12 protein-coding genes are annotated in these 13,773 nt (G+C 70.3%); 7 read left to right on the forward strand and 5 right to left on the reverse strand.

What is annotated here, in order from left to right; translation table 11 throughout:
* Positions 1–6: 6 nt before the first annotated feature.
* From OG587_RS16185 to OG587_RS16195, 3 genes are read right to left on the reverse strand one after another with little or no spacing between them, the layout of a single operon-like run.
* On the reverse strand, positions 7–825 hold the full coding sequence (locus tag OG587_RS16185) for a hypothetical protein (protein WP_329091122.1): 819 nt from the start codon (positions 823–825) through the stop codon (positions 7–9).
* The gene (locus OG587_RS16190) at positions 815–1,999 is read right to left on the reverse strand and encodes an ATP-grasp domain-containing protein (protein ID WP_329091125.1); all 1,185 of its coding nucleotides are present in this window, start codon (positions 1,997–1,999) and stop codon (positions 815–817) included. The genes OG587_RS16185 and OG587_RS16190 overlap by 11 nt, the downstream gene beginning before the upstream one ends.
* Entirely contained in the window at positions 1,996–2,943 is a 948-nt protein-coding gene (locus OG587_RS16195; RefSeq protein WP_329091127.1) for an NAD-dependent epimerase/dehydratase family protein, read from the reverse strand. Before OG587_RS16195 ends, OG587_RS16190 begins: the two co-directional genes overlap by 4 nt.
* A 205-nt stretch (positions 2,944–3,148) precedes the next feature.
* On the opposite strand from OG587_RS16195, the gene OG587_RS16200 reads away from it, so the two are divergent.
* The 6 genes from OG587_RS16200 to OG587_RS16225 all read left to right on the forward strand — a co-directional run bounded on the left by OG587_RS16200 (position 3,149) and on the right by OG587_RS16225 (position 8,840).
* Positions 3,149–4,159, forward strand: a complete 1,011-nt coding sequence (locus OG587_RS16200) for a GNAT family N-acetyltransferase (RefSeq protein WP_329091128.1) — start codon at positions 3,149–3,151, stop codon at positions 4,157–4,159.
* On the forward strand, positions 4,156–5,172 hold the full coding sequence (locus OG587_RS16205) for a hypothetical protein (RefSeq protein ID WP_329091129.1): 1,017 nt from the start codon (positions 4,156–4,158) through the stop codon (positions 5,170–5,172). Before OG587_RS16200 ends, OG587_RS16205 begins: the two co-directional genes overlap by 4 nt.
* Entirely contained in the window at positions 5,169–5,936 is a 768-nt protein-coding gene (locus tag OG587_RS16210; RefSeq protein ID WP_329091132.1) for a hypothetical protein, read from the forward strand. Before OG587_RS16205 ends, OG587_RS16210 begins: the two co-directional genes overlap by 4 nt.
* The gene (locus OG587_RS16215; RefSeq protein ID WP_329091134.1) at positions 5,933–7,144 is read left to right on the forward strand and encodes a hypothetical protein; all 1,212 of its coding nucleotides are present in this window, start codon (positions 5,933–5,935) and stop codon (positions 7,142–7,144) included. The genes OG587_RS16210 and OG587_RS16215 overlap by 4 nt, the downstream gene beginning before the upstream one ends.
* Positions 7,141–8,115 (forward strand): glycosyltransferase family 2 protein, encoded by a 975-nt coding sequence (locus OG587_RS16220; RefSeq protein ID WP_329091136.1) that lies wholly within the window; start codon positions 7,141–7,143, stop codon positions 8,113–8,115. Before OG587_RS16215 ends, OG587_RS16220 begins: the two co-directional genes overlap by 4 nt.
* Before the next feature lie 209 nt (positions 8,116–8,324).
* On the forward strand, positions 8,325–8,840 hold the full coding sequence (locus tag OG587_RS16225; protein ID WP_329091138.1) for a hypothetical protein: 516 nt from the start codon (positions 8,325–8,327) through the stop codon (positions 8,838–8,840).
* Between the two features lie 439 nt (positions 8,841–9,279).
* Here OG587_RS16225 and OG587_RS16230 read toward each other — a convergent pair whose 3' ends face one another.
* Positions 9,280–10,473, reverse strand: a complete 1,194-nt coding sequence (locus OG587_RS16230; protein ID WP_329091140.1) for an amino acid deaminase/aldolase — start codon at positions 10,471–10,473, stop codon at positions 9,280–9,282.
* 149 nt (positions 10,474–10,622) lie between these two features.
* Between OG587_RS16230 and OG587_RS16235 the strand changes: the two genes are divergently transcribed.
* Complete coding sequence (locus OG587_RS16235; RefSeq protein WP_329091141.1) at positions 10,623–11,285, forward strand: DUF6286 domain-containing protein; 663 nt, start codon at positions 10,623–10,625, stop codon at positions 11,283–11,285.
* 224 nt (positions 11,286–11,509) lie between these two features.
* Here OG587_RS16235 and OG587_RS16240 read toward each other — a convergent pair whose 3' ends face one another.
* The gene (locus tag OG587_RS16240) at positions 11,510–13,408 is read right to left on the reverse strand and encodes a hypothetical protein (RefSeq protein WP_329091142.1); all 1,899 of its coding nucleotides are present in this window, start codon (positions 13,406–13,408) and stop codon (positions 11,510–11,512) included.
* Positions 13,409–13,773: the final 365 nt, after the last annotated feature.

Below are 13,773 nucleotides of genomic sequence, written 5' to 3' on the forward strand. Positions count from 1 at the left end.
TCCCTGTCAGTGCGTTGAGACGATCGGTGTGCCGTGCTCGGGGCAGACCGCCGTGGTGAGTGATCCCGAATCGTCTGGGATCACGTTGACCAGCGTGGGCCGTGTCCGGCGCAGCGCCGTCACGGTCAGTGCCCGTCCGGCGGGGTGGGCGTGGAAGTGTCGCCACAGCAGGTGGACCCGACCGCAGGTGGTGGCCGCCGCGAAGTAGCCGAGATGTGGGTCGTGTACGACTCCCGCTCTTTTGGAGCGTACGGCGTGTGCGGCGGTCATACGTTCGACGATGTTCACCTCGACGCCGTCGAGTTCCGGTAGCAGCGCGTCGAGGGAGGCCCGTTCACCTATCAGGGTCGCCCGTCCGGCCTCGGTCGCGATGTGGAGCGCGTCGGCGTTCAGCGCCCGGCGACGGCTTTCTTCGAGGACCTTCGCGGCGGGGGAGAGCAGCACCCCGTAGCGGGGGCCGATCCAGGAGGGTACAGCCCAGCCGGGGAGAGCACCCCGGCGAAGGGTGCGGCGGTCGAGCGTCGCGGCGCGTACTTCCAGTACGGGTGTCCGGCTCGGCACGCCCACCAGGCTGAGCGAGTCCCGTAGTTCCCGCCCCTCGTCGATCCACAGGGACGGCTCCCGGGAGGCGTCGAAGGGCTGAGCGAACGGGCACAGGCGGTGGAGCTGACCGGTCAGGGCTACCGAGGGTGTGGGTTCGGGTTCGTCGAGGGCCATGCCCGCGGACACCCACTGGTCGCGGTAGAAGGGCACCCGCAGGAAGGCCGTCTTGACGATCCTGCGGTAGGCCCGTTCCCAGCGCGCCGCCGAGAAGTCAGCCGGCATCGACGCTGACCTGGACCAGGTCGTCGACGGTGGCCAGCACCTCTGTGAGTTCGTCCGCCGAGGCCGCCGAGGCCAGCACGTAACCCAGTTTCGCCCGGCATTCGGTGTAGGGCATGACGGGTTCGCCCGGCAGAGCGGTGACCAGTACGTCGTCCACTCCGGGTAGTGCGAGTGCGTCCCGCAGACCGTTCAGGGCCACCAGCGTGCCCTTGGTGTCCGAGCGGAGCATGCGTACGGCGGCGTGCCTGGTCCAGCGGGGAGAGAGTTCGGGGCGCTCGCCGATGGCGAGCAGGACGGCGGCGGCCACGGTGTCGACCCCGTACATGAGGCCGAGCGCCTCGCCCATGCCGTTGCCGCCGATTCTCGCGCCCATCTCGATCAGTACGACACCGTCGTCGGTGACGAACAGGTCGATGTTGAGCGGCCCGTCGGTGTAGCCCACGTCGGCGCAGACGAGTTCGATCTGCCGGGTGACCTCCCGGGTCAGTGGCTCGTCGCGAGGGGCCATGTGGTGCCCGATCGCGACGACCTGGGGTGCCGCCACCACGCGGTCGCTCAGTCCCAGCAGGGCCACTTGGCCGTCCTGGAGGAATGCCTCACCACAGAGGTCTCGGCCGGTGACCAGTTCCTCGACGATCACGGTCGCCGAGGGGGAGACGTCGCTCGCCGCCCTCACGGCGTCGCCCAGTTCCTGTGGGCCGGTGCAGATCGTGATGCCGCGGGAACTGCCCGAGTCGACGGGTTTGACGATGACGGGAAAGGCCGGTCGTACGGTGTCGCGGAGGATCTCGTTGGTGGTGCCGCTGACGTAGGCGGGCCCGTCCATGCCGAGCCGTTGGCACACCTCGCGGAAGTAGGCCTTGTCCACCGAGGCTCGCAGGGCGGGGGCGGACAGTCCGCGGGGTAGTCCGAGCCGCTCCGTCACCTCGACGAGGGACGGCAGGTTGATGTCGCTTCCCGGGGCGAGTACTCCGGCCACGTCGTCCCGGCCGCGCAGTGCCGCCGTCACCGCCTCCACGTCACGGGTGCTGAGGTGGAGGAACTCGTCGGCCTCCCGGACTCCGGGGGCGTCGGCGCGCATGTCGATGCAGATCGTGCCCAGCCCGAGCCGCCGGGCGGCCCGGAACGAGCTGATCGTGCCGTCCGAGCCGCCCAGGATGACCAGTTGCTTCACGCGTGGGCCGCCTCTGGGGCGTTCCAGTTGACGCCGCGGGTTTCGATGAACCAGTCCACGGTCCGGGCCATTCCCTCCTTGAGGGAGATGAGTGAGTTCGGATCGATCCCGACCGACTGGAGGGTCTTGTTCTGTGCCGTGACCGCGGTGTCGGGCGTCTCGCCTGGCCGCATGGGCAGGTCGACGATGGGCACCCGTTCGTAACCGCGGGCCACGCAGAGGTCGATGACGAGCTCCGCGACCTCGCGGATGGTGGACGAGGTGGTCGGGCCGACTTCCACGACGTGGTTGAGGACCGTGCCCGCGGCGGCGGTCTCCAGGGAGGAGACGAGTGCCCGTGCCACGTCTCCGACCCAGACCATGTCGGAGATCTGGGTGCCTCCGCCGTACAACTCGACAGGCATACCGGCCAGTGCGCGGCAGACGACGGCAGGGGTGATCTTCCGGACCTTGCCGGGGGCGAACGGTGGAGCGGCCTGCTGGCGGGGGCCGTAGGCGTTGACGACTCGCACGCTGTTGACCCTGGTGCCGCGGTGGGCGTTGAACATGCGGACGAAGCGTTCCACGGCTGTCTTGGAGATGGAGTAGCTGTTGTCCATCCAGTGGTTGCCGACGCAGATGTAGACGCCGGGCAGGTCGTACTGGGCCACGGCCTCGAGGAAGTTGAGACCGCCCATGAGGTTGGTCTCGGCCGCTGGTCGCGGATTGGTGATGGTCTCCTGGGTGCCGAGAACGGCCGCCAGGTGCACTATGGCGTCACAGTGCGCCGCGAGTTCCGTCATGGCGGTGGCGTCCCGGATATCGCCTCGCATGACTTCCCAGGGCATGTGCTGTTCGGTGCGTCCTCTGTGATCGAACACGAGCGGAACGTGGCCGCGAGACGCGAGTTCTTCGCAAACATAGCGGCCGATGAATCCGTTTCCCCCGGTTACCCCGACTTTCATGTCTTCCCCTGTGTTGAGTTGAACACCCCGCGTGTAGCACGCGTCGATAGGTGTGCGCGTGCGTCCTAAATATGTGTGCATGTCGCTTTTATGAGCAAACGTGCACATGGTAAAAGGCAACATATACTGCAACGGCTTGGCACAATAGTGACCTGTTTTCATGTTGTGATGATCGTCGCCGCCGGGGGGCCGAGTGGGGTTAGAGGTGTTGGATCCATGCCGTGATCCAGAACCCGACGGCTGGGAGGACTTCCGGCAGGCCGAAGGGCTGACCCCCCTCTGGGCGTACGACGTCATCGGCGCGTCGTGCGAGGGATCGTGGGCCCGTCCCCTGCTGGCCGTGTTCCGCGAAGGCCGGCGCATCACCGCGGTGATCGGCGCGGTGTACATCGGCCTGCGATCACCGGGTTCCAGCCGGGCGCCCCGGCCCCGCCGAGAGCCGATCATCCTGGATGTCCGCCTGCCCGGCTACTCCAACGGGCCGACATGGCACTTCTCGGGCGAGGTGTCGTTCGAGGCGCGGTGCGCCATGCTGCGGCTGTTCGAGCGGGCCGCCGCGCGCCGGCTCGGCTGGGGGCTCGCGGGGACGGTCTACCGCATGATGACCGAGCCCGAGTCGCCGATGGTCGTCCGCCGGGGGGCGATCGTGCGGGATTCCCCGGGTAGTACGGTCATGCCCCTGAGCTGGACCTCCGCCGAGGAGTGGATCGGCTCGCTGAGCAGGAACCGCAGGAGCGTCCTGCGCCGTCAGCTCCGCCGGATGGAGAAGGCCGACGACCTGATCGTGACCACCGGGACGGTACGGTCCGACCTCGATCCGGTCGAGCTGGCCGAGATGAACCGCAGGCACACGGCCCGGCTGGCGGCCCGCCTCGACCCCCGCGCACCACTGCCCGCGGCGTACTTCGACAGGTTGCTCCGGCGCGAGGATGTGTCCGTGACCACCTATCACGCCGGGGAGCGGCTGCTGGCCTTCGCGATCCTGTTCGATCACGGGACCACTCCCGTCTTCGCCACCTGGGCGGCGCTGCGGCCCGAGGACGGCGGACGCAAGGACCTCTACTTCGACGCCCACGCGCGTCTGGTCCGGAAGGTGATCGAGGACGGGAAGAAGGAACTGCTGGGTGGCCGGGGCCTGGTGGAGGTCAAGAAGTCGCTGGGCTACGAGTACGTCCCGATGAAGCTTGTCGCCGTCCCCCGATGGGTGATGGGATGAGCCTTACCCTGCAGACGCTGGACCCCCGGCACGATCCCGAACCCTCGGACTGGGAGGAGCTCCGCGCCACCGCCGGCCAGACCGTGACCTGGCGCTACGACCTCCTGCGGGCCTACGCCTGGGCCGCTCAGGCGCCGGTCCTGCTCACCGTGCTCAGGGCGGGAGGTGCCGCGGTGGGCGCCGTGTCGGCGTCGTTGCGCGGAATACGGCCGCGCAGAGCCGTCTACGTCACCGATCGGGACCCCGCTGGTCTCCTGGACGTCCACGCGCCGGGCAACCGTTCGCAGAAAGGCTGGTGGTTCACCGGCGAGCCGGGACCTGAGCAGCGGCGGGAACTGTTGCGCGGCTACGTGCGCGGCATCCGTGCGGAGTTGGGTGCCGGCTGGCGGAGCATGGTGTGGAGAGAGGTGTCACCCGGCGAGCCCGCGCTGCTGCCCGGTGCGGTCAAGGTCCGCTGTCCCACCGAGCCGCTGGCCAGGCTGGCCACCCCCTGGCGTGACCTCGACCAGTGGTACTCCCTGCTCGACCGCGCCCGTAGGGACTCGCTCAGGCGGCGAGCCAGGAGTTTCTCCGCCGATCGCGGGCTGTCGATCGAGATCGGCCCGGCCCGCGAACTGGTGACCGGAACGGAGGCCGCCGCGCTGCGTGCCGAGAACGACCTCAAGCACCGCGGCGGGCTCTTCCCTGTCGCCCCACTGCCGTTCTCCTACCTCGAAGCGCTGGTCGGCGGTGACGAGGTCATGGCGCTCGCCTACCGTGACACCGCCGGGCGGCTGCTCGGGCTCTCCCTGATCCTGGATCACCCCGCGTGGCCGATCTGTTTCAGCTGGGGAGCCGTCCTGCCGGAGGACGGTGGCCGCAAGCACCTGTACTTCGACGGCTACGTCCGCATGGTGGAGTGGTCCATCGGCTCGGGCAAGGCCGGGCTGGTCCTGGGAAAGGGCCAGGCCGAGGCCAAGAGGGACCTCGGCGCGGAACTCGTCCCCTCCTCCGTTCTCGCGGTGCCCCTATGACCTGCGTGCAGTGCGGGCACCCGCACCCCACTCTGATCAGAAGGCGCCTGCGCCCGGCCCGCTACTCCTGCCGGTCGTGCGGCGCGGTGTTCAGGACCCACCCGTTCCACGGGCAGGAGCCGGCACGGTACGCGTCGACGGATGGCGATCCGCTCATGGCGTTCATGCCCGCCCGCATGGTCCGCTGGGTGCGTGAAGGGCAGGAGCCGGTCACCGACCTGCCGGACCGGACGGCGCTCACGCGGTGGTACAAGGATTTCGACGCCCTTGTCGCCGGGGCACGGTCCTCGGCTGAGATGCGCGCCGTCGTCGAGCGGGTGAGCGAGGTTCCGCTCGACCTGCTGCCCGCCAGGCCCCCCGCGTTCTCCAAGGTGTGCGCCGCGCTGCACGCCAACTGCTACGACAGCGGGCTCGCCGTGTCGAGACTGGCCGGGCAGGATCCGGACTTCGTGGCCGAGAGGGTCGGCAACCTGCGGCGCTGGCTCGTCACGGCGGGAAGGTCCACGACCTGGCTGGAGGCGGCGGCCGCCGACGATCCCGCTCCTGAGGCGGTCGAGGAACTGCTGCCGTTGCCCGGCTCGTTCACCGCGGAACAGGCCAGGACCTTCTTCTCCGCGCTGTTCGGCGTGGACAAGGGGCCGTCCATCCCGGGGGTGCGTGACCGCTTCGGCGAGGAGCGGATCCGGCGAGCCCTGCTCGCCTACCTGGAGACCGGTGCCCGTCCGCTGCGCGAGGCCGTGCTGGATGAACTGGATGCCGGATGACCGTCACCGCCGAGGTCGCGGCCTCACACCGCGTCGGCCCCCGCCGCCTGATGACACTGCTGGGCGGTCGCGCCACGTTCCGCCTCCTGCTGTACGGCTCCGCGGGTGTCCTGGTCGCCGCGTGGAGCCGGGATGACTTCAACCGGTACGCGGCCGCGATGGGGGCGACGGGCTGGCTGTGCATGGTGGTGCAGTCGGGTCCGGAGAAGGCTGCGCTCAGGCTCATCCCCCGCGCCCGCCGTACCCGCGAGCCGCTCGCGGGCGTGCTCCGCGCGATCCTCGCCTATGTCCCGATCCCCTTCACCGTGGCCGCCGCGGCCGGTTTCGTCCTCGCGCCCGACGCCATAATCACGGTCTACCTGCTCGGCGCCGCCTACTACGTCTCACTCGGCTGTGGCATGCTCGGTGTGGCCGTGCACCGGGCCCTTGGCCGTTACACCCCCGACACCGTCCACTTCGCGCTGCTCGGCCTGGGGATGCTGGCCATGGCCGGGCTGGCCTTCGCCGTACCCGTCCGGCCTGCCGGTTACCTGGCCGGACTGCTCGTCCTGAGTACGGTGCTCAACTTCGTCCTGCTGCGCGGTCTACCCCGCACCGTCCGGCCACCGCACCGCGCGTTGCGCCGTGTCCTGGCCGGCACCGTGGTGCTGATGGGTACGGCCGACGTGATGAGCAACGCCATGGTGGGCGCGCTCTTCGTGGAACTGGCGCTCACCTCCCACGCGAGCCAGAGCGGCGACCTCTACGTGATGATCCTCGGATGGGGGTTCACCGTGTCCGTGACCTACACGCTGCAGCGGATCTACCAGCCCCGGCTGTCGCTGCGAATGGCCTCGGGCGGCGCCGCCGAGGCCCGAGCACTCGGTCGACGTGTTGCCCGGCTCTCCGTCTGGATGAGCGCCACCTGGCTGGTCCTGGCGGGAACGGCGCTCATCGGCGGCCTGGCGGGAACCCGTTCCCTGGTCGCACTCGGCGGCCTTCTGCTGTCCATGCTCCCGGTCTACGCGCTGACGAGCTTCGGGATCTTCATGCTGGAGAACACCGATGAGGCCGGCCTGCGAAGCAGCGCGAAGGCGGCTGTCATGGCACTGGTCGCGGTCATCGCGCTGGGCGCGCTGGTGATACCGCTCGCGGGGGCCGCCGGGGCGGTGTACGCGCTGGGAGCGAACGGGTTCGTGCTCGGCCTGGTGTTGAGGAGGGGCAGGTGACGACCGGGCTGACCGTGCTGGTGCCGTGTTTCAACGAGGGAGCGCAGGTCGAGGTCGCCCACCGCGAGCTGACCGAGGCCCTGAAGGGGATCGACGAGTTGGAGATCCTCTTCGTCGACGACGGCAGTACCGACGACTCCCTCGACCGGGTCCGCCGCCTGGCGGAGTCGGATCCACGAGTGCGTTACCTGTCCTTCACCCGTAACTTCGGTATCGATGCCGTCATGGCGGCCGGGTTCCGCTATGCCGGCCAGCCATGGACGGTCCAGTGCGACGCGGACCTCCAGGTGCCGCCCGAGGAGATCTGGGCACTACTCGCCAAAGCCGGCGAGGGTTACGACGTCGTGTTCGGCGAGCGGCTGGGGCGACGTGACCCTCTGGTTCGCAGGCTCGGGTCGGCAGGTCTGCACTGGACGGCCCGGCGGGTCTTCGGGATCGACATGCCAAGGGGCGCGTCCACCTTCAGGGTGGTACGCACCGGCGTGGCCCGCACGATCACCGATCTGAGGCTGCCCTGGTTCATCCCGGCGGTGCCCCTCGTCGGTGCCCGCCACGCCGTCACCCCGGTCACGCACAGACCGCGCACGGCGGGCCGCTCCAAGCTCCGCCTGGCGAGGCTGGTCGCACACGGCTTCGAGCTGTTCTTCGGCTTCTCCTGGCGTCCGCTCAACGCGGTGTACGCGGTGGCCGTGCTGGGCGGGGGTCTCTCGCTGGTGATGGCGATACTCGGATATCTGGGGGTGGTGGGCGGGTCGGTCATGGGCGCGGCCCAGCTCCTGCTCATCGGGCTGGTGCTCGCTACGGTGGCTCTGGTAGGGCGCTATCTCCAGAGGCTCGCGCACGACTCGCGAGGTCTGCGGGTCTACTACGTCAGGGAGTCCAACCTGGCGCTGCTTCCCGAGGACAGCCTGACCGGCGGCCTGCGCTGCCCACCTCCTCCCGATCATCCCGATCGTCGGGCGAGCGGATGAGCGGGCTCGGCGTCCCATCTCGCCGAGCCGGTGGCGGTTCTGTCCCGGAGGGTCCTTTCGATGCTTCCGGCCGCACGGATCCGGCGCCGATCCTGACCGCTGTGAAGGGCGCCGGTGGTCGGCGGTCCCGAGTTGAGTAGGGGTTTACTCATGTGCCCTTTTCCTTGCTCGCGGAACATCGCGAGTAGGTGAAAGGGAGGGGTAAATCCATGAAAAGCATCATTCGCTCCGCGATCGCGGTGGTGGCGACCACGGGCCTCATGCTGACGGTGGCTCCGGCCGCCTTCGCCGCGACGTCGGCGTCCGCGTCGGCGGCTTCCTCTGCGTCCTCGGCTTCCTCTGCGTCGTCGGCGCGGGACTTCGACGACAGCTTCGAGCAGGAGTCCAGGAACGGCCTGGCCACGCTGGAGGCGGAGTACTCGGTCGAGGGTGACGAAGAGGAAGACAACACGTTCAGGTTGCTGGGCGAGTTGTACGACGGTGACCGGCGCACCCTCCGTCAGGGCGGTCGCTGCGCCTACGTCGAGGTCCAGGTCATCTCGTCCGGTGACGAGGACTGGGACATCGCCAAGCGCGACAGGCTGTGCAGCTACGACGACACCAAGCGCTTCCGCGTCACGGCGCACGACGTGAGCGAGGTGCGGGTCAAGACCTGCCAGGTCAAGTACCGCAGCTCGTCGACCTACAAGTGCAGCAGGTGGGAAGAGCTCGACCTGGGCTTCTGAGATCTCTCGGAGGCTCGGCCCCTCCGGGTGCGAGAGCACCGCAGGCCATCGTGCCCGGAGGGTGGGGTTGGAACGTGACAGGAACGGGCACCCGCCGTAGAGCGGCGGGTGCCCGTTTCGCGTGCCGGGACCCGCTCCCGTTTCCCGGGCGGTGACGCGTTCAAGATGACGCGTTCAAAGGGACGCGGGTTCGGGCGGGTTCAAAGGGGCACTGCTCCGCTCGGGTTCCCGCTACTCCCGGATGGCTCTCTCGAAGGGGCAGGAGACGAGCGGGCGGGTCAGAGGTCAGAGGAATCAGAGATCAACCCTCCCGGTCGCCGGCCAGGGGCACGGTCTGACCTTAGGGCTCAACGGCCCGGAGGCAGTCAGTGCTCACCTGGCGGCGGCTTACCGAATCGAGTCTGCCTGACCAGGCAAAACACTCTCGATTCACCCCCCATTAGAGGAAGGTGCGGCCCTCGCCCCGGTAGGTGGGGACCTCGTCCACGACCTCGTCCCCGTCGATCAGGTGCAGGCTCGCGAAGCGCTCGCAGAGCTCGCCCGCCTTGGCGTGCCGGAACCAGACCCGGTCGCCGGCGCGCAGGTCCTCGGCGGCCTGCCCGATCAGGGGGGTCTGGACCTCTCCGGCCCCCTCGTTGGAGTCGTAGCGCAGCCCGCACGGCAGGTAGGGCTGGGGCAGGCGGTCGTCGCCGGGGGCTCCGGAGGCGGGGTAGCCGCCGCCGAGGACGGTGACGACGCCGGGGGCGGGGCGGCGGACGACGGGCAGGGCGAACAGGGCGGCGGGCCGGCCGGTGAATCCCCGGTAGAAGTCGAACAGGCGGGGGTGGAAGAAGCCGGATCCGGCTGCGATCTCGGTGACGGCCCTCTCCTTGGCGGTCTTCTCGATGCTGCCGGTGCCGCCGCCGTTGACGAACTCCAGGTCGGTGACCTGGCGGACGGCCTGGACGATCCGGCCCCTGCGCGTGACCAGCTCGCGCCGGGACCTGGCCTGCATCAGGCGGACGGCCCGGGTGAGGGCGGGGTTGCCCGGAGGGTTGTCGCCGACCCCGGCGATCTGCGCCTCGTACGCCATCAGGCCCACGAGCCGGAACCCGGGCCGTTTCGCGATCTCGGTGGCGAGGTCGGCGGCCTGGTCGATCTCGCGGACGGGGGAGCGGCGGACGCCCGCCCTGAATCGGCCGCCGAAGGCGAGGTAGCCCGCGTCGACGTCCAGGCAGAGCCGGATCTCGTGGCGGTCGCGGACCCCGGCGACGGCGGACTCGACCAGGTCCAGGTGCTCGGTCCGGTCCACCATGATCGTGATCTCCCGGGCCGCGACCGGCCCGGCGGCCAGCTCGGCGAGCGCGGCGCGGTCGACGGTGGGGTACGCGACCAGCACGTCCCGCATCCCGATGGAGACGAGCCAGAGGGCCTCGGGGAGGGTGAAGGCCATGATCCCGGTGAAGCCGTCCATGGCGAGGATGCGTTCGAGCACGGCCCGGGACCTGACGGACTTGCTGGCGACCCTGATCGGCTTGCCTCCGGCGCGGCGGACCATGCCCTCGGCGTTGGCGCGCAGGGCGGGCAGGTCGAGGACGGCGAAGGGAGGGTCCAGGTGCGCTGTGGCCCGGTCGTAGCGCTGGCGGTCGTCCATGCCCGCAGGATAAACCCACTCCAGCATATATGAGGAATATTCATGTTGTCGGACGGGTGATCAATGCTCCCGCCAGGGGGATCCCAAGATCGTGCAAGTGGGCGGTTGATCCCCGGCCCGCCCCTGCCTGAACGCGTACACATGACCGAATGACGACTACTCTCCAGGACATCCTGGCGGGCTCGGGAGGCACCGGCGGCGCGGGGACCACCACCGGAGGCTCGGGAGGCAAGGCGGCGGCCGAGCAGTTCCAGGACGTCCGGCGCAGGTCGGTGCGGATGCTCAGGCCGAGCAGGACCCCCGCGGGCGTCCCCGCCGCCCTGATGGTGTCCGCCGTGCTGGCGGTCGCGGCCTCGGTGACGGTGGGCCTGCTCATGGAGTCGCCGCTCGCGCGGGTGCCCTACCGGCGGCTCGTCAACGGTGCCGGCGCGTGGAACTGGTCGGACCCCGCCACCTTCGCCGCGTCGGTGCTCGCCATGGCGGCGGGCCTGGTGATGCTCGCGCTCGCCGCGCTGCCGGGGCGGACCCGGCTGATACCGCTGGAGTCGGGAGACCCGCACATGGTGATCGGCATCACCAGGTCCGGGCTCCGCCGCACGCTGAGGGAGGCGGCCGAGTCGGTGGACGAGGTGAAGGGGGCGCGGGTCCGGCTCACGTCGCGGATCGTCGAGGTCACCGTGTTCACCGACGCCGAGCGGACCGGGCCCGTGCTGCGCCGGGTGGGCGCGGCGGTGGGCGACCGGCTGGCGGGCCTGGGCGCGATGTGCGCGGGTGACGTCGTCGTACGGCTGCGCAGGAAGGGGGGCAGATGAGGCCGTACCTGGGCAACCGGATCGGCCTGGCCGTCACCGGGACGGTGCTGGTGTGCGCCGGGCTCTACGCCTTCCTGCGGGGACGCGGCGACATTCCCGGCCACTCGCCAGGGGCCAGGCTCGTGCACCGGGGGTTCCCCGGGTGGCTGGCCGCGCATCCGTGGCTGGGCTGGCTGGTCGCGCTGCTGCTGGCGGCGCTGGTGCTCCTGGCGGTGCGGTGGCTGCTACACACTCTGGGATGGGGGCGGTGGGGCAGGCGGACCGGGACGGGGACCGCCATGCTCGGGGTTGCTCTTAAAGAAGTCGAAGGGCTCACCCGAGTCCGCGTCAGGTACGTACGGCACGAGCGGCTGCGAATCGGGGTGGGCTGCGCGCCCGCCACCGATGTCGGCAAGCTTGTGGCCCGGCTGAACAGGGACGCGGTGGGGAAGGTCCGACGGGCGCTCGGGGAGGTAGAACTCGGCGTGTTGGTTCGCCTGCACGTCCGCCGCCGCTGACCCGCCGTACGCCGGACGCTCGCCTGTCCCGCCGTACCCCGGCCGTTCAGCCGTCCCGCCGTACGCCGGACGCTCGCCCGTCGCGCCGTACGCGGTGCTCCCGTAGGCCTGCCCGTCGTGCGACCCGTGCGCCGTTTCCCGGACGGGGCTCGCGTACACCGGCCGCTCGGCCGTCGCGCCGTGGAACGGGTCGAGGAAAGGGTCCTTGTCGCCTGCTCCCTCGTACGGCGGCTCCTCGTCCGGTTCCTCGGCCGCGGGTGTGTTCTTCTCCTCGTTCCTGGTCCCGAAGGCCAGCCCGGCGGCGAGGCAGGCCAGCGGGAGGGCGGGCACGACGTAGCGGTGGTCGAAGGCCGCGATGAAGGGCGGCAGGATCAGCAGCATGGTCCCCGCCGCCCAGGGCAGCAGCACCACGCCACCGAGCCGCCGCAGCCGGGTCAGCACGCCGACCAGGCCGACCAGCAGGATCACCGCGAGGTACGGGCCCCGCACGAAGCCGTATTCCTGGTAGCCGCGCAACCAGCCCGCGTACGGCTCGGCCATCACCGGCGCCCCCGACGAGCCCTGGTAGGCCACGGTCAGCTCCTCGGCGGTCTTGCCCTGCGAGGCGGCCCCCGAGGAGAAGGGGCGCACGGTGTCGGGGAAGACGTAGGCGCTCTGCGGCCCGGGAGCCGGGTAGACGCGCCGGGTCCAGTCGAAGATGTGGGCCGCGTCCTCCAGGCCCGCCCGGAGGAAGTCGAACGGCTGGGCCATGATCGCCTGGGTGGCGAAGGTGCCCGCGAGCGCGTCGCGCTCGGCCCAGCTGCCCTTGACCTTGTTCAGCGGTGACTTACCGTCCCAGATGTAGACGGGTGGCGCCGCGCGCTGTCCCAGCGGTTCGACGGGGCACAGGGCCGCCTCGGGCCCGGTCGGCTGGATCTTGGCGCAGTCGGCGAAGGTCATCGTCCGCGCCCAGAGGAAGGTGTTGCCCCTGGTCAGCCCGAAACTGCCGTGTTCGGCCCTGAACCAGGCCGCGTACGAGCCCAGGCCGAGCGCGGCGGCCAGGGTCGCGGCGACGACCGCCCGCCACCCGGCCCTGCGGATCACCATGCAGACCAGTGCCACGGCGATCAGCGGCAGCCCGATCGTGCGGGTGACGGTCGCCGCGGCCAGCAGCGCTCCGGCCAGCGCCGCGACCCACACCGCGGGGCGCCGCCGCCACAGCAGCAGCGTGACCGCCAGCACCGCCAGGAACTGGAAGAGCAGGTCCGCCATGACGAGGTGTTCGAGCTGGATCTGGTAGGCGTCCAGCAGCACCGGCAGCGCGGCGAGCGTCGCGCCCCACCCGGGCAGCCCGCCCAGCCTGCGCAGCAGCAGGTAGACGCAGACGGCCACGACCAGTCCGAGCAGGTGCTGCACCACGACCACCGCGGGGACGCTGGACAGCGGCTTGAGGATCCACAGGAACAGCGCGTAGCCCGCCGGGCGGGACTCCAGGGGGCGGGGGGCGAGCCCCGCGTTCAGGTAGACGAAGGAGTCGGCCCAGAACCACAGGGCGGGCCGGTAGCCGAGCATGGCGAGGACCCGCAGGCCGCCACCCGCCAGCAGGGCGGTGACGAAGAGCCAGTGCGACCCGAGGAAGCGGAGCATCCGCAGGGGGCGGGAGGGACTCGCGGGGCGCTGGGAGCGATGGGAACGGCTTACCGGGTGCGTTCCCGTTACCACCGCGACCTCCCGAATCCCGCGCACATGGCCACCCAGCATAGGTGCGGGATCGGAGGAGCCTGCACGTGATGCGAAATTTGGTAGCGATCGGGTTGTATGTCCCCGAAGTCCCTCGGCCCTCCTCCCTCGTGCCCTCCAGGACCCTCGGGAGCCGGGAGCCGTCTCCGTGCGAGGAGCCTGGGAGTCAGGAAGCGTTCCTCAAGGGTCCTCCGGGAGCCGGGAGCCGTTCCCGTTCAAGGGTCCTCCGGGAGCCGGGAGCCGTTCCCGTTCAAGGGACCTCCGGGAGCCGG

Origin of the sequence: Streptosporangium sp. NBC_01469, from assembly GCF_036227305.1 — a bacterium.
Classification (GTDB): domain Bacteria; phylum Actinomycetota; class Actinomycetes; order Streptosporangiales; family Streptosporangiaceae; genus Streptosporangium.